Annotated in this window: 15 protein-coding genes, 2 tRNA genes and 2 pseudogenes; 6 read left to right on the forward strand and 13 right to left on the reverse strand. The window is 72.1% G+C overall.

The window, feature by feature from the left end; all coding sequences use genetic code 11:
- The 4 genes from B0E53_RS06810 to B0E53_RS06825 form a co-directional block, all read right to left on the reverse strand.
- Positions 1-256, reverse strand: a 256-nt coding sequence (locus B0E53_RS06810) for a MarR family transcriptional regulator (protein WP_146167605.1), incomplete at its 3' end; no start/stop codon positions are given.
- Between the two features lie 108 nt (positions 257-364).
- Positions 365-1435 (reverse strand): sugar phosphate isomerase/epimerase family protein, encoded by a 1071-nt coding sequence (locus tag B0E53_RS06815; RefSeq protein WP_168215245.1) that lies wholly within the window; start codon positions 1433-1435, stop codon positions 365-367.
- A gap of 86 nt (positions 1436-1521) precedes the next feature.
- Positions 1522-4857 (reverse strand): ThuA domain-containing protein, encoded by a 3336-nt coding sequence (locus B0E53_RS06820; protein ID WP_107075215.1) that lies wholly within the window; start codon positions 4855-4857, stop codon positions 1522-1524.
- Between the two features lie 263 nt (positions 4858-5120).
- On the reverse strand, positions 5121-5504 hold the full coding sequence (locus B0E53_RS06825) for a hypothetical protein (protein WP_107075216.1): 384 nt from the start codon (positions 5502-5504) through the stop codon (positions 5121-5123).
- Between the two features lie 286 nt (positions 5505-5790).
- Between B0E53_RS06825 and B0E53_RS06830 the strand changes: the two genes are divergently transcribed.
- From B0E53_RS06830 to B0E53_RS06845, 4 genes and pseudogenes are all read left to right on the forward strand, one after another.
- A tRNA-Asn gene (locus tag B0E53_RS06830) sits at positions 5791-5863 on the forward strand.
- A 174-nt stretch (positions 5864-6037) separates the two neighbouring features.
- Positions 6038-8158 (forward strand): MMPL family transporter, encoded by a 2121-nt coding sequence (locus B0E53_RS06835; protein WP_107075240.1) that lies wholly within the window; start codon positions 6038-6040, stop codon positions 8156-8158.
- A pseudogene (locus B0E53_RS06840) lies at positions 8148-8420 on the forward strand (FAD-dependent oxidoreductase); the annotation flags it as partial. The gene B0E53_RS06835 and the pseudogene B0E53_RS06840, both read left to right, overlap by 11 nt.
- Before the next feature lie 244 nt (positions 8421-8664).
- Positions 8665-8738 (forward strand) — tRNA-Ile (locus B0E53_RS06845).
- Between the two features lie 81 nt (positions 8739-8819).
- On the opposite strand, the gene B0E53_RS06850 is transcribed toward B0E53_RS06845, so the two are convergent.
- Positions 8820-9110: a hypothetical protein gene (locus B0E53_RS06850; protein WP_107075217.1), complete on the reverse strand. Its 291-nt coding sequence runs from the start codon at positions 9108-9110 to the stop codon at positions 8820-8822.
- An 825-nt stretch (positions 9111-9935) separates the two neighbouring features.
- Here B0E53_RS06850 and B0E53_RS36935 point away from each other — a divergent pair.
- Together B0E53_RS36935 and B0E53_RS06860 are read left to right on the forward strand one after the other, a co-directional pair.
- A complete protein-coding gene (locus tag B0E53_RS36935; RefSeq protein WP_146167606.1) occupies positions 9936-10205 on the forward strand; it encodes a hypothetical protein in 270 nt (89 codons plus the stop codon).
- A gap of 203 nt (positions 10206-10408) precedes the next feature.
- Positions 10409-10537, forward strand: a pseudogene (locus B0E53_RS06860) (IS5/IS1182 family transposase); the annotation flags it as partial.
- A gap of 89 nt (positions 10538-10626) precedes the next feature.
- Here the strand turns inward: B0E53_RS06860 and B0E53_RS06865 are convergent.
- Genes B0E53_RS06865 through allB form a run of 8 tightly spaced genes read right to left on the reverse strand, consistent with a single transcriptional unit; the run spans position 10627 to position 17518 of the window.
- Positions 10627-11364 carry an urease accessory protein UreD gene (locus B0E53_RS06865; RefSeq protein WP_107075219.1) on the reverse strand — a complete coding sequence of 246 codons (738 nt, stop codon included), beginning with the start codon at positions 11362-11364 and terminating at the stop codon, positions 10627-10629.
- Complete coding sequence (gene ureG / locus B0E53_RS06870; protein WP_088984058.1) at positions 11364-12092, reverse strand: urease accessory protein UreG; 729 nt, start codon at positions 12090-12092, stop codon at positions 11364-11366. Before ureG ends, B0E53_RS06865 begins: the two co-directional genes overlap by 1 nt.
- On the reverse strand, positions 12082-12765 hold the full coding sequence (locus B0E53_RS06875) for an urease accessory UreF family protein (protein ID WP_107075221.1): 684 nt from the start codon (positions 12763-12765) through the stop codon (positions 12082-12084). The genes ureG and B0E53_RS06875 overlap by 11 nt, the downstream gene beginning before the upstream one ends.
- 2 nt (positions 12766-12767) lie before the next feature.
- Positions 12768-14471, reverse strand: a complete 1704-nt coding sequence (locus B0E53_RS06880) for an urease subunit alpha (protein WP_107075222.1) — start codon at positions 14469-14471, stop codon at positions 12768-12770.
- Positions 14468-14785: an urease subunit beta gene (locus B0E53_RS06885; RefSeq protein ID WP_348639649.1), complete on the reverse strand. Its 318-nt coding sequence runs from the start codon at positions 14783-14785 to the stop codon at positions 14468-14470. The genes B0E53_RS06880 and B0E53_RS06885 overlap by 4 nt, the downstream gene beginning before the upstream one ends.
- Positions 14786-14796: 11 nt before the next feature.
- Positions 14797-15099, reverse strand: a complete 303-nt coding sequence (locus B0E53_RS06890) for an urease subunit gamma (protein WP_088984062.1) — start codon at positions 15097-15099, stop codon at positions 14797-14799.
- Positions 15099-16205, reverse strand: coding sequence for an allantoicase (gene alc / locus B0E53_RS06895; RefSeq protein ID WP_107075223.1), 1107 nt, complete (start codon positions 16203-16205; stop codon positions 15099-15101). The genes B0E53_RS06890 and alc overlap by 1 nt, the downstream gene beginning before the upstream one ends.
- Complete coding sequence (allB, locus tag B0E53_RS06900; protein WP_107075224.1) at positions 16202-17518, reverse strand: allantoinase AllB; 1317 nt, start codon at positions 17516-17518, stop codon at positions 16202-16204. The genes alc and allB overlap by 4 nt, the downstream gene beginning before the upstream one ends.
- Positions 17519-17548: the final 30 nt, after the last annotated feature.

A 17548-nucleotide genomic window follows, 5' to 3' on the forward strand; every position in this document is an offset into this window, starting at 1 on the left:
CGCCGCCGACCCGCACCGCGCCGAAGCGCACCTGCCGCCCGACCCGCAGCAGCGAGGAGCGGCGCCCACCCCGGGACGCGGCCGGCCCGGCGGTCTCCACCAGGCCCTGCGCGGTCAGCCGGTCCGCCTCGGCGGTGAACCGGGCCCGGGGCAGGCCCAGGACGTCGGCCAGTTCGACCCGCGAGCGCGGGCCGTCGTCGCGCAGCAGGCGCAGCAGCCGCGCCTGGTCCGCGTTCTCCGGTCCGACCATCGTCATCACGATCACCTCCCCCCGAATGTGCCACACCGGCGTCACGACCGCGTGACGCGAGGGGGCCGCCCCGGTTTCCCGGTGCGGCCCCCTGCGATCCTCCGGTCGGGTCGGTCAGCCCCGCAGACCCGACATGTGCCGGTAGCTGATCTCCGCGTAGCGCAGCGACCGGCCCGGGTCGGCGGCGCCACCCGGTGCGTTGTCCTGCTCCCACATCGGGTTGTGGTAACCCTTCGCGCCCATGTTGGCGAAGAAGTTCCCGTAGTCGATGTCGCCCTCGCCGAGCGGCACCATGGCGTACCCGGCCGCGCTGGCCGGGTCGTACGTGCCGTCCTTGGCGTGGAACAGCGGGAACCGGATGGGCTGGGCCGCGACCACGGCCAGCGGGTCGAAGACGTTGGTCTGGGTCACCCCGTCCGGGTCGGTGTAGCTGCGGAACCGGTGCTGGGCCACGTGCGCCCAGTAGATGTCCATCTCGAACCAGACCCACTCGGGGTTGGTCCGCGCGATGAAGTACTCCAGCTTCCGGACGCCGGAGGACCGGGTCGGCCGGCCCAGCGCGTCCAGCGGCCCGCTGTCCAGCAGGAAGTTGTACGCGGCGTCGTGGTTGTGGGTGTACAGCTTCAGGCCCCGGGCGGCGGCCATCTCGCCGAAGGTGTTCCACCGGTCCACGGCGGCGTCCCAGTCGGCCTTGACGTTGCTGCCGGTCGGGTCGTTGCCGGTGCCGATGTGGGTCATGCCGAGGATCTCGGCGGTGTCCAGCGTCTGCTCGAACGCGGCGATGGTGTCCGGGGTGACCGTGCTCGGGACCGAGGCGTGCGAGCCGTTGGCGCGCAGCCCGTTGTCGTCGAGGATCTTGCGGATCTCGGCCGGGGTGATCTGCCGGCCGAGGATCGAGGTGTGCTGGGTGTACCCGGCGAACTCGACCTCCTTGTAGCCGATCTCGGCGAGCCGGCCGAGCACCCGCTCGAACCCGTACGGCACGCCGGTGGCGTCCGGGGCGGCGCCGATCCGGTCGCGGACGCTGTAGAGGATGATGCCCCGCTTGCCGGTCGGGACGAGCAGCCCGTTGCCGGCGAAGGCGGCCGACGGGAGCCCGGCGGCGCCGACGGCGACGGCGCCCGCCGCCCCGGCGATGGTGCCGAGCATCCGGCGGCGGCTCATCCCGTGCGCTGTTTCGTTCATGTCCTGACTGCCTTTCTGACGGTGCCGGTGGTGTGGGAGGAACGGAGGCCGGGTGGGGTCGCCGGGGTGGCGACCCCACCCGGGCGTCACGGGGTGACGCCGATGCCCTGGCCGGTGAACTCGACCCAGTTGAGGTTGCCGAAGCCGCTGGCCGGGCCGCCCGGGACGGTGGTCAGGACCAGGTAGAGCTTGTGCGTCCCGCCGGGGTCGGTGACCGGCACGGTGGTGCTGGTGAAGGCGTTGTTGCCGGAGGTCGCGTTGACCGTGGCCGTGGCCAGCAGCGGGCCGGTGGGGGAGTCCAGCCGGAACTGGACGCCGAACCGGGGCTGCCCGGCGGTGGCGGCGCTGCCCCCGGAGGTGCGCAGCGTCACCGACTGCATGTTCTTCAGGTTCACGGTGTTGTTGATCGCGATCCAGTCGCCGGGGTCGAGGCTGCCGCGCTGCTGCCCGCCCCCGGTGTCCGCGCTGGTGCCGACGGTGGTGCCGGACTCCTCGGTGGCGAACTCGACCTCCTGCCGCTTGGCCTGGACGATCTGCTGGTCCACCGTGGTCAGCGCCGGCTGGCCGTTGGCGCCCTGGTCGGTGTACGACGCGCTGACCACGCCGTAGATGTAGCCGCCGTGCGAGGCGTCGTCGGCGTCCGTGGGCAGCACGCCCGAGCAGCCGAACTGGTTGGCCTCACCGTGCCCGTGGGTGTCGTGGCCGAGCACGAAGGTCACCTCCACCTTGGCGCAGTCGACCGGCCCGTCCTCCGGGTCGGTGACGGTGACCGTCCACGGGATGTCGTCGCCCCAGTTGAAGAAGCCGCCTTCGAGCGGGGTGGTGACCGTGACGGTCGGCGCGGTGTTGCCGACGGTGATCGTGGTGTTGGCCGACGCGGTCTTGCCGCTGGAGTCGGTCACCGTCAGCCGGGCGGTGTAGACGCCGTTGGTGGTGTAGGTGAACGACGGGTTCGGGTCGATCGAGTCGGTGGTGCCGTTGCCGTCGAAGTCCCAGGCGAACGAGATGGAGTCCGCCGGGTCCGGGTCCTTCGAGCCGTCACTGGAGAAGGCGACGGTCAGCGGCGCCCGCCCGTTGGTCGGGGTCGCGTTCAGCACGGCGGTCGGCGCCCGCAGGCCCTTGACGTAGCTGAACTTGAGCATCGCCGCGTCCGGGTTGACGTTGAAGAAGCCGTCGCCGTACGTCAGCAGGTAGAAGTTGCCGTCCGCGCCCCAGCGCATGTCCATCGGGTTGTCGCAGAGGAACGGCTTCGTGGGCGTGGTGGGCGCCTGCCCGCAGTTCAGCACATTGTTGATCTTCAGGATGTCGCCCTGGTCGTCCAGCCGGATCTCCTTGAGGGTGTCCCGGGTGAACTCACCGAAGAAGATCGCGCCGTCGTAGTACTCGGGGAACTTCGTCTCCGACCTCAGCTCCGGGTCGAAGTCGTACTTCGCCGCTCCGTGCGGGCCGACGCCGCCCGTGCCCAGCTCCGGGAAGAGCACCGGGCAGGTCTGCGTCGGAGTCGACAGGTAGGACTCCGGGCAGGGCGTCGGGGCCTGGAACGAGTACCACAGCTCCGACTTCTCCACCCGCGGCAGGTCGGTCAGGCCGGTGTTGTGCCGCGAGGTGTTCTTCGGGGCCGCGCAGTCGAACGGGGCCACCGGCGAGATCGGGTTGGTGGTCCAGTTCATCTCGATGTACGGCAGGTTCGGCTGCACGCACATCGGCCAGCCGTAGTTCGCCGGCTTGTCGACCACCATCATCCGGCCGGTGCCGGCGGGACCGCGGCCCACCTGGGCGACCGAGGAGTCCGGCGAGTAGTCGGTGATGTAGGCGACGTCGTTCTTGTCGAGGGTGATCCGGAACGGGTTCCGGAAGCCCATGGCGTAGATCTCCGGCCGGGTCTTGTCGGTGCCGGCCGGGAACATGTTCCCCGCCGGGACGGTGTACGACCCGTCCGCGCCGACGGTGATCCGCAGGATCTTGCCGCGCAGGTCGTTGGTGTTGGCCGAGCTGCGGCGGGCGTCGACGAACGGCGCCTGGTAGACACCGGTGGCGCTGACCGAGTCGTTGTGCGGCGAGAAGCCGCCGGACCCGCCGCCGCCGGCCGGGGTGTCGTCCCCGGTGACCAGCCAGAGGTTGTTCTTCGAGTCGAACGCGATGTCACCGGCGACGTGGCAGCAGGCGCCCCGGTCCACCGGCACCTGGAGGATCTTCTGCTCCGTGCTCACGTCCAGCGACGGGGTCTCCCCGTCGACGAACTTGAACCGGGAGAGCTGGAAGTAGCCCTTCCACTGGTCCCATGCGGCCGGATCGGTGCTGGTGGTCGGCGCGCTGCCCGTCGGGGTGTCCAGCGGGGGCGCGTAGTAGAGGTAGACCCACTTGTTGGTGGCGAAGTCGTGGTCCACCGCCGGGCCGTACATCCCGTCCTCGCTGTTGGTGTAGACGGGGATCTGGGCCAGCACGGTCGTCTGGTTGGTTTCCGGGTTGTGCAGCCGCACGCCGCCACGCCGGTCGGTCTGGAGCACCCGGCCGTCGGGGAGCACGTCGAAGCCGATCGGCTCGTTGACGTTGGGCTGCGCTCCCACCACCGTCATCTGGTAGTTGGCCAGCACGGTCGCCCCGCAGTCGCCGTCGGTGACGCCGGCCGCCCACTGGATGGCCCCGCCGAGGTGGGCCCGCAGGTCGGCGCTGCCGTAGCTCTCCGGGGTGGCGCCGAGTCCGGTGTAGAACGAGCGGCCACCCTGGTAGTCCTTGCACCAGGTGACCGGGTGGTCGAAGCCCATGCTGCCGCCGGTGTACGTCTTCTCGTCCACCGTGGCCAGCACGTGCGAGACGCCCCGGACGTTGGCCGCGAAGTTGTACCACCGGTCGGTGGTGGACCAGCGCTGCGGCAGCGTCTCCGACGCCGGGTGGACCCGGTCGGCGACGGTGACGGTCGCCCGGCTCGCGGCCGTCGGCGCGCCGGTGGCCCGCGTGCCGAGCACGTTGGTGAGGAACGTCCAGTCCGGCTCGGCCTCGATGGCGGAGTGCACGCCGACGAAGCCGCCGCCGTCGCGGTAGTACGCCTCGAAGGCGGCCTGCTGCGCGTCGTTGAGCACGTCGCCGGCGGTGTTCAGGAACACCACGGCGCGGAACTGCTTCAGGTGGGCCTGGTCGAACTTGCGGGGGTCGTTGGTGACCTCGACGGTGAAGCGGCGGTCCCGTCCGAGTTGCTGGACGGCCTGCACGCCGGCCGCGGTGGCGGCGTTGTTGCCACTGGCCGACCTGGTGAAGACGAGCACCTTGTACTGGATCCCGTTGCTGACGGGGGCGGGGGCGGTGAGCACCGGCGCGGCCTGCGCCGGGGTCGGGGCCCGCTCCGCCGTCGCGACGAGCGTCGCGGCGACGAGAGTGAGCAGGCTGAGATATGTGGCGGCCCTGCGGCCGAACGGTCTGCGCATCGAACCTCGCTCTGGTCGGGCGGGTCCGCCTCAGCGCCGGGACGAGGCTGAGGAGGTCGCTGGGAGGTGACGAGAGCCTGGCCAGGTTCTACGCGAGACGATATTTGCGCCCGCGACCAAAGAGAAGAGGTTGAAGCCAAAAGTTTTCGATGAACCGCTCCGACTTTTGTTCATGATGAGCAAAAGTACGAGCGGGGGTCTCGTTCGGACAGACGAGAGCGGGCCGGTCGCCCGATGGCGACCGGCCCGCTGCCCGGCTGGTGTCAGATGTTGGTGCTCGTGCCGGACGACCTGGTGGTCGACGAGCCGGAGCTGGTCGAGCCCGTGCCGGTCGAGCCGGACTTGGCGCCGACAGCGGCCGGCGTGCCGGCGAACGGCTTGTCGGCGTCGGTCAGCCCCTGCTTGCTGCCGTTGCCGGTGGCGGTGCCCAGCTTCTCGCCGAGCTTGGTCTGCCCCAGCTTGTCCTTGCCCTCCGAGTAGAGCCGGGTCGCCTGGGCCTGCGCGACTCCCGCCGCCTCCTGGACGGTCGGGTGGTCGAGCACCTTGCGGCCCCGGACCACCAGCTCCTCGTACTTCTCCCGGCCGGCACGGGCGCCCAGGACGAATCCCGCAGCCAGCCCGCCAAGGAACATGATCTTTCCGCGCATGGCGGCTCCTTTCGTACCTGACGCGCCGCCGATCCCGGCCCGGTGGCCCCGGGCGGGAACGACCTTTCTCGCGCCTGCGTCCTCTGTCGTCGGCTAACTACCCATCCTGCTCTCCGCTCATACCTCCCTGTGCCGAGATGGCGATTTGTCCGGTATTCTCGGTGCGTTCGGTGGGCCGCCGCCGGGTGGGGGAAGTGGGTAACCCCCTGGCGCGCCACCCCCCGATGTCCTGTACTCTTGTCCCCGTCGCACGGCGCGGAGAGATCCGCAGCCGGGTGATCTACGGTCCCCCGTAGCTCAATTGGCAGAGCAGCCGGCTGTTAACCGGCAGGTTTTTGGTTCGAGTCCAAACGGGGGAGCTCCGCTCCACACGACGCCCGTCGGCCCTGGCCGACGGGCGTTTCGCGTTGCGCGGTCGCGCCCGTCCGCAGCCGGTTTCCACCCGCGCACGCAGCTCCGCCCGGCAGGATGGTCGATGTCGACCTGGACTCCCGCTGTGTCGATTAATGCGTCGATTTCAAGGGTGGATGGAGATGGCCGGAGGGCGGAGCCGCTGGACCGCGACGCTGACCGCGGTGGTCGTGGTGCTCGGCTGGCTGGTCGTCGGCGGCCTCGCCGGGCCCTACTCCGGGAAGCTCGGCGACGTCGCCACCAACGACAACGCCTCCTTCCTCCCCGCCGACGCCGAGGCCACCCGGGCGCAGAACCTCGCCGCCGGTTTCGTGGACCGGGAGACCACCCCCGCACTCGTCGTGTACGAGCGCACCTCCGGCATCACCCCCACCGACCAGCAGCGGGTCCAGGCCGACGCGGCCCGCTTCGCGGAGCTGCCGGGCGTCGCCGGCCCGCTGCCACCGCCGATCGTCAGCCAGGACCGGCAGGCCGTACAGGTGGTCGTCCCGATCGACGCGGCCGAGGGCGAACAGGTCGGCGCGGTGGTCGACCGGCTGCGCGAGATCGCCGGCACCGGCCGGGACGGGCTGACCGTCGACGTGGCCGGCCCGGCGGGCCTGCTCGCCGACCTGATCGAGGTGTTCACCGCCATCGACGGACCGCTGCTGCTGGTCACCCTTGTCGTGGTGCTGGTCATCCTGCTGATCGTCTACCGCAGCCCGGTGCTCTGGGTCTTCCCGCTGCTCGCCGCCGGGATGTCGTACTCGCTGGCCGCGCTCTTCGTCTACCTCCTCGCCACGAACGACGTCATCAAGCTCAACGGGCAGGCCCAGGGCATCCTCACCGTTCTCGTCTTCGGCGCCGGCACCGACTACGCGCTGCTGCTCATCGCCCGCTACCGGGAGGAACTGCACCGGCACGAGCGGCCCCGGGACGCCATGAGGGCCGCCTGGAAGGGCGCCGCCCCGGCGATCATCGCCTCCGGCGCCACCGTCATCGTCAGCCTGCTCTGCCTGCTGCTGTCCAGCCTCAACTCCAACCGGGCGCTCGGCCCGGTGAGCGCCGTCGGCATCGCCGCCACCCTGCTGGTGATGCTCACCTTCCTCCCCGCCCTGCTGCTGCTCGGCGGGCGGTGGGCGTTCTGGCCCCGGCGGCCCCGGTTCGACCACGCCGACCCGCGGACCGAACACGGCATCTGGGGGCGGATCGCCGGCTTCGTGGCCCGCCGCGCCCGTACCGTCTGGATCGTCACGGCGGTGCTCCTGGCCGCGCTCGCCCTCGGGGTGACCCAGCTCGGCGCCACCACCCTCGGCCAGTCCGACCTGTTCACCCAGCGCACCGACTCGGTCGCCGGGCAGGAGGTGATCGCCCGCCACTACCCGGCCGGCACCGGCAGCCCGGCCACCATCTTCACCGACCAGGCCACCGCCGGGCAGGTCGCCCAGGTGGCGCAGGGCGTACCGGGGGTGTCCTCGGTCCGCCCGTTCAGCCGCCAGGGACCAGCGGGGCCGCCCGAGGTGGTCGACGGGCGGGTGCAGTTGCAGGCCACCCTCGCCGACCCGCCGGACAGCAACGCCGCCGAACGCACCATCCGCGAGCTGCGCGCGGCGGTCCACCGGGTGCCCGGCGCGGACGCGGTGGTCGGCGGCTTCACCGCCATCAACGTGGACACCGCCGACGCCTCCACGCGGGACCGCAACGTCATCATCCCCGTGGTGCTGCTGGTCATCGCGGTCATCCTGGCCGTGCTGCTGCGGGCCCTGCTCGCCCCGGTGCTGCTGATCGCCACCGTGGTGCTGTCGTTCCTGGCCACGCTCGGCCTCTGCGCGCTGATCTTCAAGTACCTGCTCGACTTCCCCGGGGTGGACCAGTCGTTCCCGCTGTTCGCGTTCGTCTTCCTGGTCGCCCTCGGCATCGACTACAACATCTTCCTGATGAGCCGGGTCCGCGAGGAGTCGGTCCGGCGCGGCACCCGGGCCGGCGTGCTCACCGGCCTGGCGGTCACCGGCGGCGTGATCACCTCCGCCGGCATCGTGCTCGCCGCCACCTTCTCCGCGCTCGCCGTGCTGCCGCTCGTGGTGCTGGTCGAACTGGGCGTGGCGGTCGCCGTCGGGGTGCTGCTCGACACCATCGTGGTCCGCTCGCTGCTGGTGCCCGCGCTCGCGTACGACATCGGGCCGAAAATCTGGTGGCCCGGCCGGCTGTCCCGGACCAACCGGGACGGCGACCGGGCCGGGGCGGCGGTGGCCCGTGCCCGCTGACACCGACGTGGTCATCGTCGGCGGCGGCCTGGCCGGCCTCGCCGCCGCGCGCCGGCTGCACCGGGCCGGAACGCCCTGGCGGCTGATCGAGGCCGCCGACCGGCTCGGCGGCCGGGTCGCCACCGACGAGGTCGACGGCTACCTGCTGGACCGCGGCTTCCAGGTGCTCAACACGGCCTACCCGCGGCTCGGCGGCCTGGTCGACCTCGGCGCCCTCAAGCTGGGCTGGTTCACCCCCGGCGTGCTGGTCCGCCGCGGCGACCGGCGTGGCCGGCGACCACCGGGACAGCCCGTCCATCCAGGGGGCCCTCGCCAGCGGCTGGCGGGCCGCCGGAGCGGTGCTCGCAGAGCTGCGCGGCACAGGCTGGACGTGACCACCGGCGTGACCGTTCGTCCGCTGCGCGCTGTTATCCTCGCGTTGCCCATCGTGCCGGCCAGATCACCAACCCGGCCCGACGGGTGATGGCCGGTGATCCGTTGGGCGGGTTACGATCCGGCGCGGTAGCGGGGCGGTAGCTCAGCGGGTTAGAGCAGGGGACTCATAATCCCTCGGTCGCGGGTTCGAGTCCCGCCCGCCCCACCCCTGTCCACCAGGTAAAAACGGCTCCTCGGGAAGACTCCGAGGGGCCGTTACTCATCGCGTGGGGACATTTGGGGGAGGTCAGCGGATGTTGCGCACCTGGGTCCCGCCCTGGAGGGCCGCGCCGAGCCGGTCGACCGTATCGCTGACCGCCTCGGAATGCTCCATCGTGCGGCTGCTCACAGCGTCGGCCATCTTCAGGATCTCGTCGTGCCGCAGGGCGGCGCGGGTCTCCCGGACGTACGCGATGCTGAGCTGGATGCGGGCGATAGCCGGCAGGGCAGCGAAGGAGACGAGGACGGCGTGGCCGTAGGTGGCATAGTCGGTAGCGTGGTGCCCCAGGCTGAACGCGAGTACCAGCCAGAGCGCCATGGAGAGCGTTGCGGATACGGCAATGAGGGTGCCGTGGGCCCGTCCGGGCCCAGCTACTCGCGCCGACGCTGCCACTCGGCGGCTTCGGCGCGCTGACCTGGCACGACTTGGCGGATGGTGTCCCCAGGTCGATCGCAGTGATCTGGGTGTGTTGTCGGGTCGTTCCTCTCCATTGAGGTCGGCACCTCCCCGTGGACGTATGTGAGGCGGGGGTGATCCCACCTACCACATGGCGTAGTGGTCGCTCCTGATCTGGTCCTCTCGCATCCGGGGCAAGCACACCAGCAGCGTGACGCGTCGTTTATGGTGCGTTCCTCCGAAGCGGGTTGGCGGGAGAGGACGAACATCGTTCCCGGCGCTCATTGTCGCGATTGGGACGCCGTTGCTTCGATACTCGATATGGAAAGCAGTTCCGAGGCGCCGATTCGCGCGGCCAGACAGGTCAGACGGCACGGGCGCTGGGGGGCGATCACGCATCGCACGTTGCTGGACGCCCTGGCCGCGTCCGTAGCCGCCACGCCGTTCGCCTGGGCGGACGCCGCGCTCGTCACTGGCCTTCTCCGGCCTGTGCCATGGGACTGCGCTGGCCACTGGGCGAGTGTCGCCTCAACGATCTACGCCCAACTCGCGAGCAGGACGGCCCGTGTGATCCGCACGGCCGTTCCGGAGGTCACGACGACTTGCCAACCGTCCCGTCGCGCCGGTGCCGGCCGGGCTAGCTTCGAGGTGCTCGTGCCGGCGTCGGAACTGAAGGCCGCCACCGACCTGCTTCAGCAGCTGCGAACGTCTCTGCCCGGGAAGCTGCACCGCCAGTGTCCGGACGCGATGCCACTGGCGCGAACCGTGTGGCGGACCTCGCTGCTGGTGTCCAGCAGCGACCGGCGACGCACCCAGCTGCGCGTGCGGGTACCCGACGCCCTGCTGTCCGACGTCCTGGTCCGCGCCGGCCGGCTGCTCGACGTCGACGTCCGGCACCACCGCGCCCGCCAGCACGTACACGTCGTGACCGTGGACGACCCACGGGACGCCGTCACCGTCCTGCGTGCCGTCGGCGCCGGCCCCCGAGCCGAGGCATGGGTACAGGCGATCGATTGACCGCGGAGGGCGTCGTGCAGCCTGTCCTTGAGCGCGAAGACGAACCGGATCGTCCGGCCCCGCGCTGCGTGCGAGGTGTTGAGCAGGGTGTTCAGCTCGCGCAACGCCTCGAAGATGTGCGGGTCGTCAAACCGGTCGAGGTCCTCGAAGACGACGACGTCGAACTTCGTCGTCTCGAAGAAGTGGACGATCTCGTCGAGGTACTTGTCGCCAGCACCCGCCTGGTCATCGCCGTCGGTGACCCGCAGCCGGGCGACCGCAACGACACCATCGTCTACCGCACCTCCGGCATCGACCAGAAACCCGCTGGTAGGCCGCTCATGGCCGACGGAGCCTAGCGGTGGCGAGCGCGGCCACAGGAGGGCTGGGTCGGCTCGCGGAGCGCCGGGGTACGCCATCGGACTCGGCCGACCGGACAGCGTCACGGCAGGCCGGCCCAACGTTCGGACGTGAGATGCTCCCGGAGGGTGTGCGCGTCGTCGGCGGTGGCGGTGAACAACACGGCCGGACCGCCCGCCAGCGGCACCCGCGACGCCGTCCCCCGGACCACCGGAGGCAACGCGGCTGCGGCGGGACCGACCTGAAGCAGCGAACCGGTGGCCCGAGCTCCGCCCAGTACCGCCGGACCGGCCCAGCCGTCGGCGGCCGGTCCCACGGCGAGCGACTGCCGTAGCAGCGCCCGGCCATCGTGGTCGACCGACATCGAGACGGTCGCGTCGCCCGACGGTTCGGCGTGCCGGCCACAGACGAGCTCCTCGCGCCAGGTCAGGGTGGCCCCGGCGGCCAGGCTGATCTCGGCGTGCGAAATGTGTGCGCACCCGGCGGCGGCGACCAACTGCTCCGGTAACCAGTCCAAGCTCCCACCGGGGTGCACGAGCGCCCGCACACGGGTCCGCGACGGCGCGCCGGAGCGTCCCGGCAGGGCGACGGACGCCGCGAGGGTGCGTACCCGGAGCGCAGCTCCCGCCTCCACCTCGATGTCCAGCCGGAGGTCGTCGCCACCGAGCGGACCGGCCGCGCCAGCGACCAGGTAGACCACGGCGGCGCCGTGGTCGTCCGAGACCTGGCGTAGCACCAGCGGCGGCTCGCCGTGCAGGTCCGCCAGGACGGTATTGCCGTGGCGGTCGGGGCTCGCCCGCACGCGGGCCGCGGCGAACATCAGGCAATGCCGGCGGCGGCCCCGCCGGTGTGGTGCGCGAGCTGGTGGCGTACCCAGGCGGCGACCTCGGCGGCGCCGCCGTCGCGCACGATGGACAGGAAGACGGTGGGTAGGTCCCCACGGCGGGCCCGGGCGTCCCGGTCCATCACCGCCAGGTCCGCGCCGACCAGGGAAGCCAGGTCGGTCTTGTTGATCACGAGCAGGTCGGCGGCGGTGACCCCGGGGCCACCCTTGCGGGGAACCTTGTCGCCGCCGGCCACGTCGACCACGAAGATCTGCTGGTCGACCAGGCCGCGACTGAACGTGGCGGTCAGGTTGTCGCCGCCGCTCTCGACGAGGACCAGGTCAAGCGGGCCGACCTGGTCCGACAGCTCGTCGATGGCGTCCAGGTTCGCCCCGATGTCGTCCCGGATCGCGGTGTGCGGGCAGCAGCCGGTCTCCACCGCACGGATCCGATCCGGGTCGAGGACCCCGGCGCGCTTGAGGAAGTCGGCGTCCTCGGTGGTGTAGATGTCGTTGGTCACCACACCCAGCCGCAGCTCGTTGGCGAAGGCCCGGCACAGCGCGGCGACCAGGGCGGTCTTTCCGGAGCCGACCGGCCCGCCGATGCCGATCCGCAGCGGCCGGGCCGAGTGGGGCAGCGCCGGGTGCGGATCGACATCCGGGGCGGGGTGGGTATGCGGGACGGACTCGTCGTGCGGGTCCGACGGAGTGGTTTCAGGACGCAAAGAGACGCACCTCCCAGGTGGCGTGAGCTTCGGCTTGGACATCGGTCAGCGGCGCGGCGGCACAGGGCAACGCGGCCGGTGGCTCGGTGGCGGCCCGGACCGCCGCAGCGGCGATCCGGTCACCGGTCGGGGCTAGACGGACCAGCAGCGCCTGGACCTCGTACGGGTCGAGGCCGAGCAGCCGCACGGCGGCGTTGGCCGGCCCGGTCACCGTGCCGTGGATGGCCAGCAGGGCGACCTGCGACGCGGCGAGTCCGGCGGCGACGCCGATCAACCCGAGGACGAGTGGCTGGTGCGGACCGCCCGGCTCGGCCGGCAGGTCGGTGAAGCGCCCGCCCGGCCAGACGGTCCGGCCGGCCCGGAGCAGCGCCCGGCCCTGCCGGCGGGAGACCGCCCGCAGTGCGGGCGCGGCGGTGCGGGCGTCCAACTCGGCGTCGAGTTCCGCCAGCCGGCCGGGCCGCTTCCCCGCCGGCAGCGTGTCGGCGCGGTGGGCCGCCACGGCGAACGCCGCCGTGACCAGCCCGGCGGTGGCCAGCCGCCCACGCAGGAACGCTTCGACGTCGCGCAGTTCGGTGACCCGTCCGGCCGCGACCGCGGCCTCGAGGCCGGCCGAGTGGGCGTGCGCCCCGGCCGGGAACCGGCCGTCGGCGAGCAGGAGCAGGGCGCTGTCCATGATCAGAACAGGTGGTACCGCTGTGCCATGGGCAGCTCGGTGACCGGGTCCGGCTCGACCACCACGCGGTTGATCCGGACGGTGAAGGTGTCCGGGTCCACCTCGATCCTCGGCATCGCGCCGTTCTCCGGCAGGTCGGCCTTTCCCCGCGACCGCACGTCACCCACCGGCACCAGCGGTCGCCGTACATCCAACCGCAGTCCGGCCTCGAGCGCGGCCGGCGCGACGAACGCCACGCTGGTCGCGGCGGGCACCGCCCCGTACGCGCCGAACATCGGCCGCGGCAGCACCGGTTGCGGGGTGGGGATCGAGGCGTTCGCGTCGCCCAGCTGCGCGTACGCGATCATCCCGCCCTTGATCACCAGGTGCGGCCGGACGCCGAAGAAGGCCGGCTCCCAGAGCACCAGGTCGGCCAGCTTGCCCGGCTCGACCGAGCCGATCTCCCGCTCCAGGCCGTTGGCCATCGCCGCGCAGATGGTGTACTTCGCGACGTACCGGCGAGCCCGGTGGTTGTCGGCCCGGCCGTCCCCGGGCAGCGGACCGACCCGCCGCTTCATTACGTGGGCGCTCTGCCAGGTGCGGGTGACCACCTCGCCGATCCGGCCCATGGCCTGCGAGTCGGAGCCGATGATGGAGATCGCGCCGAGGTCGTGCAGCAGATCCTCGGCGGCCATGGTGGACGGCCGGATCCGGCTCTCCGCGAAGGCGAGGTCTTCCGGTACCGCCGGGTTGAGGTGATGGCAGACCATCAGCATGTCCAGGTGCTCGGCCAGGGTGTTGCGGGTGTACGGGCGGGTCGGGTTGGTCGACGACGGCAGCACGTTCGGCTCGGCGGCCAGGGTGATGATGTCCGGGGCGTGCCCGCCGCCAGCTCCCTCGGTGTGGTAGGTGTGGATCGCCCGTCCGCCGATCGCGCGCAGCGTGTCGGCGACGAAGCCGGCCTCGTTGAGGGTGTCGGTGTGAATGGACACCTGCACCCCGGATGCGTCGGCCACCCGCAGGCAGGCGTCGATCGCAGCCGGCGTGGTGCCCCAGTCCTCGTGCAGCTTGAACCCGCCGGCCCCGGCACGTAACTGCTCCCAGAGCGCCTCGGTGGAGACCGTGTTGCCCTTGCCCAGCAGCAGCACGTTGACCGGGAACGTGTCGAGGGCCTCGTGCATCCGCGCCAGATGCCAGGCGTTCGGGGTGACCGTGGTCGCCTTGCTGCCCTCGGCCGGGCCGGTGCCGCCCCCGACCAGCGTGGTGATCCCGCCGGCGAGCGCCTCTTGGACGAGCTGTGGGCAGATGAAGTGCACGTGGGTGTCGATGGCGCCCGCGGTGAGGATCCGTCCGTTGCCGGCGATGACCTCGGTGGCCGGGCCGATCACCAGGTCAGGGTGCACGCCGGTCATGGTGTCCGGGTTGCCGGCTCGGCCGAGCGCCACGATCCGGCCGTCCCGGATGCCAACGTCGGCCTTCACCACGCCCCAGTGATCGAGCACGACGCCCCCGGTGATCACCGTGTCGAGGGCACCCTCGGCCCGGGTGGCCCGGGACTGCCCCATCGACTCCCGGATCACCTTGCCGCCGCCGAAGACCACCTCGTCCCCGCCGACGCAGTGGTCGGCCTCCACCTCGATGAGCAGGTCGGTGTCGGCGAGCCGGATCCGGTCGCCGGTGGTGGGTCCGTACAGCTCGGCATACCGCCGACGGTCCAGTTCGATCATGGTGCCGTCCCCGTCCCGTCGTTGTCCAACGAACCGGCAACCTCGCCGCGCAGCCCCGCCACGATCCGGGCACCGCCCAACGGAACCAGGTCGACCGTGCGGCTCACCCCGGGCCCGAAGCGCACCGAGGTGCCGGCCGGGATGGCCAGCCGCAGCCCGTACGCGGCAGCCCGGTCGAAGGACAGCCCCGGGTTGGCCTCGAAGAAGTGGTAGTGCGAGCCGACCTGGATCGGACGGTCGGCGGTGTTGACGACCAGCAGGCTGGTCACCGGCAGTCCGACGTTGACGCGGACCGGACCGTCGCCGGGCAGCACCTCGCCGGGAATCACGGGATCGGGTGGTGCACCGTAACCAACTTCGTGCCGTCCGGAAACGTCGCCTCCACCTGCACCTCCTTCAACAACTCCGGGACGCCCTCCTGGACGTCCTCGCGGGTCAGCACGGTCCGTCCGGCCGACATCAGGTCGACGACCGAGCGGCCGTCGCGGGCGCCTTCGAGCAGGAACGCGGTGATGGTCGCCATCGCTTCCGGATAGTTGAGCCGTAGGCCGCGGTCGCGCCGCCGCCGGGCGACGTCGGCCGCCGTGTGGATGAGCAGACGCTCTTGCTCATGCGGGGTCAGAAACATCAGTGCTCCTGGTGCTGTCGCGGTGCGGTCGGTTCGGTGCCAGATCCGTGGCTCCGGCTCCTCGTGGTGCGGCGGGGGGCGGGTCCGGCCGCCGGTAGCCGGGTGCGTTCCCGCAGCGCGGCGAGCACGGCCCGTGCGGTGGGGTCGGCGCGGCCGGTCACCCGCAGCCGGGCCATGCCGCCGTCGGGGAAGACGTCCAGCCGGACGTGGGTGGCGGTGCGGGGTTCGGTGACCGGGAAACGATGCCGGGTGTCCGGCCGGAGCCGGGTGTCCGGCAGCAGGGGGAACCACGTCCGTGGGTCGTCGAGGTCGCCGTGGCGCGCGTCGGCGGCGCGCAAGGTGGCGCTGCCCGGGGCATTGCCCTTGAAGTGGCTGGTGTCGAGGTCGACGAAGTGCACCGTCCCGGGCAGGCCCAGCCGGACCAGCACCCAGTCGTTGCCGTCGTCGCGCCGTCGGGCGGTCTCCCAGCCTTCCCCCATCGTCCGGGCCGGGCCGGGGGCGAGCAAGTTCTGCGGAGCGCCGTAGAACCGGTCGCTGCACGCCTCGATCCACCCGCCGTGTTCGGCCGCCGCCAGGTCGAACACCTCTGGCAGTAGCGCCGGGTCGGGTACGACGTCCCCGTACACCCGCAGCCGGGCCACCCCGCCGTCGGGAAAGATGGTGAGCCGCACGTGGGTCAGGTGGTAGGGCACGGCGACCGGGAAGGCGTTGCGGCTGTCGCCGGCCAGCGGCGTACGCGCGAGCAGCGGCACCCAGCGCGCCCGAGCCAGCTCGTCCGGCCCCGGATGGCCGTCGACGGCGCACCCGTCGACGGCGGCGTACGGCGGGTAGTTGCCGGTGAAGAAGCTGGTGTCGATGACGAGCAGGCGCACGACGCCGGGCAGCCCGAGCCGGACGATGGCGTGGTCGGCGCCGGGGTCCCGACGTCGGCGGGTTTCCCAGCCGTCGTACACCTGGCCCTTGGCGGCGAAGGTACTCGGCTGGAACGTCGGTGGTCGCGGGTCGACGAGGTTGTCCGCGGCGGCGAAGAACTCGTCGTTGGCCGCGACGACGCCCCCGCCGAAGGTTCGCGACGCCAGGTCGGGCAGGTCGGGCAGGTCGCTCATGCCGTACCCGCCCGCAGCAGCCGGCCGCGCGGCGTCCGACCGGTGACGGCCTGACCGCGCAGCCAGGTGGTCCGGACGACACCGGTCAACCGCTGCCCCGCGTACGGGGTCACCGGATGCCGGTGATGCAGCCGGCCGGGGTCGACGTGGAAGTCGGCGTCGGCGTCGAACGCCACCAGGTCGGCCTCCCCGCCCACCGCGATGCGACCCTTGCCGGACAGTCCGACCAGGTCGGCCGGGCCGGTGGCCATCCAGCCGACGACGTCGGCGAGGCCGTGCCCGCGGCGGCGGGCCTCGGTCCAGACCACCGGCAGACCGAGCTGCACCGACGCGACGCCACCCCAGGCCGCGGCGAAGTCGCCGGTCTCGGCGTGTTTCAGCGCGGGCGGGCAGGGCGAGTGGTCGCTCACCACGCAGTCCACCGCACCGGCGGCGAGAGCGGCCCAGAGACGGTCCTGGTTGTCACGGTCCCGGATCGGCGGGCAGCACTTGAACTCGGTCGCGCCGTCCGGCACCCGCTCGGCGGTCAGCGCCAGGTAGTGGGGGCAGGTCTCCACGCTCAGCCGCACCCCGTCGGCCCGCGCGGCCACCAGGTCGGGCAGGGCCTCCGCGGATGACAGGTGCAGCACGTGGACCCGGCCGCCCGTGCGGCGGGCGGCAGCCACGACGGCGGCGACGGCGGACCGCTCCGCTGCCGGTGGCCGGGAGGCGACGAAGTCGGCGTAGCGGGCCGACGGGGGCGACTCCCGCACCGACCGCGGGTCCTCGGCGTGCACGACGAAGAGCGCGTCGACCATACCCAACGCCCGCCCCAGCAACTCGGGGTCGACCGGCGGGAACTCCGGCACGCCGGAATCGACCAGGAACGCCTTGAACCCGAACACCCCGTCGCGGTGCAGCTCGGCGAGGTCGGCCAGGTTCGTCGGCACGACACCGCCCCAGAAGCCCACGTCCACGTGGCAGCGGCCGGCCGCAGCGGCACGCTTGACCGCTAGCGCCTCGGCGGTGACGGTCGGCGGGACGCTGTTGAGCGGCATGTCGATGACGGTGGTGACCCCGCCCGCGGCGGCCGCCCGCGTCGCGCTGGCGAAACCCTCCCACTCGGTGCGGCCGGGCTCGTTGACGTGCACGTGCGTGTCCACCAGGCCGGGCAGCAGGGCCACGTCGCCCAGGTCCTCCTCGGCGGCGGCGTCGAGCGGGTCGGCATAGCCGGCGAGCGTGGCGATCCGCCCGTCGCGCACGCCGACCGCCGCCGCCCGCTGCCCGTCCGGCAACACCGTCCGCCGGGACCGCAGCACCAGGTCGTACGTCATCTGCCCTCCTGTCTCGTCGACCGCCGGTCG

The organism is Micromonospora sp. MH33, assembly GCF_003013775.1.
Taxonomy (GTDB): domain Bacteria; phylum Actinomycetota; class Actinomycetes; order Mycobacteriales; family Micromonosporaceae; genus Micromonospora; species Micromonospora fulviviridis.

Excerpts from the sequence above, each read along its gene's own strand:
- B0E53_RS06815 (WP_168215245.1), bottom strand. The coding sequence starts at position 1,435 with ATGAACGAAACAGCGCACGGGATGAGCCGCCGCCGGATGCTCGGCACC.
- B0E53_RS06820 (WP_107075215.1), bottom strand. The coding sequence starts at position 4,857 with ATGCGCAGACCGTTCGGCCGCAGGGCCGCCACATATCTCAGCCTGCTC.
- B0E53_RS06825 (WP_107075216.1), bottom strand. The coding sequence starts at position 5,504 with ATGCGCGGAAAGATCATGTTCCTTGGCGGGCTGGCTGCGGGATTCGTC.
- B0E53_RS06835 (WP_107075240.1), top strand. The coding sequence starts at position 6,038 with ATGGCCGGAGGGCGGAGCCGCTGGACCGCGACGCTGACCGCGGTGGTC.
- B0E53_RS06850 (WP_107075217.1), bottom strand. The coding sequence starts at position 9,110 with ATGGCGCTCTGGCTGGTACTCGCGTTCAGCCTGGGGCACCACGCTACC.
- B0E53_RS36935 (WP_146167606.1), top strand. The coding sequence starts at position 9,936 with ATGCCACTGGCGCGAACCGTGTGGCGGACCTCGCTGCTGGTGTCCAGC.
- B0E53_RS06865 (WP_107075219.1), bottom strand. The coding sequence starts at position 11,364 with ATGTTCGCCGCGGCCCGCGTGCGGGCGAGCCCCGACCGCCACGGCAAT.
- B0E53_RS06875 (WP_107075221.1), bottom strand. The coding sequence starts at position 12,765 with ATGGACAGCGCCCTGCTCCTGCTCGCCGACGGCCGGTTCCCGGCCGGG.
- B0E53_RS06880 (WP_107075222.1), bottom strand. The coding sequence starts at position 14,471 with ATGATCGAACTGGACCGTCGGCGGTATGCCGAGCTGTACGGACCCACC.
- B0E53_RS06890 (WP_088984062.1), bottom strand. The coding sequence starts at position 15,099 with ATGTTTCTGACCCCGCATGAGCAAGAGCGTCTGCTCATCCACACGGCG.
- alc (WP_107075223.1), bottom strand. The coding sequence starts at position 16,205 with ATGAGCGACCTGCCCGACCTGCCCGACCTGGCGTCGCGAACCTTCGGC.
- allB (WP_107075224.1), bottom strand. The coding sequence starts at position 17,518 with ATGACGTACGACCTGGTGCTGCGGTCCCGGCGGACGGTGTTGCCGGAC.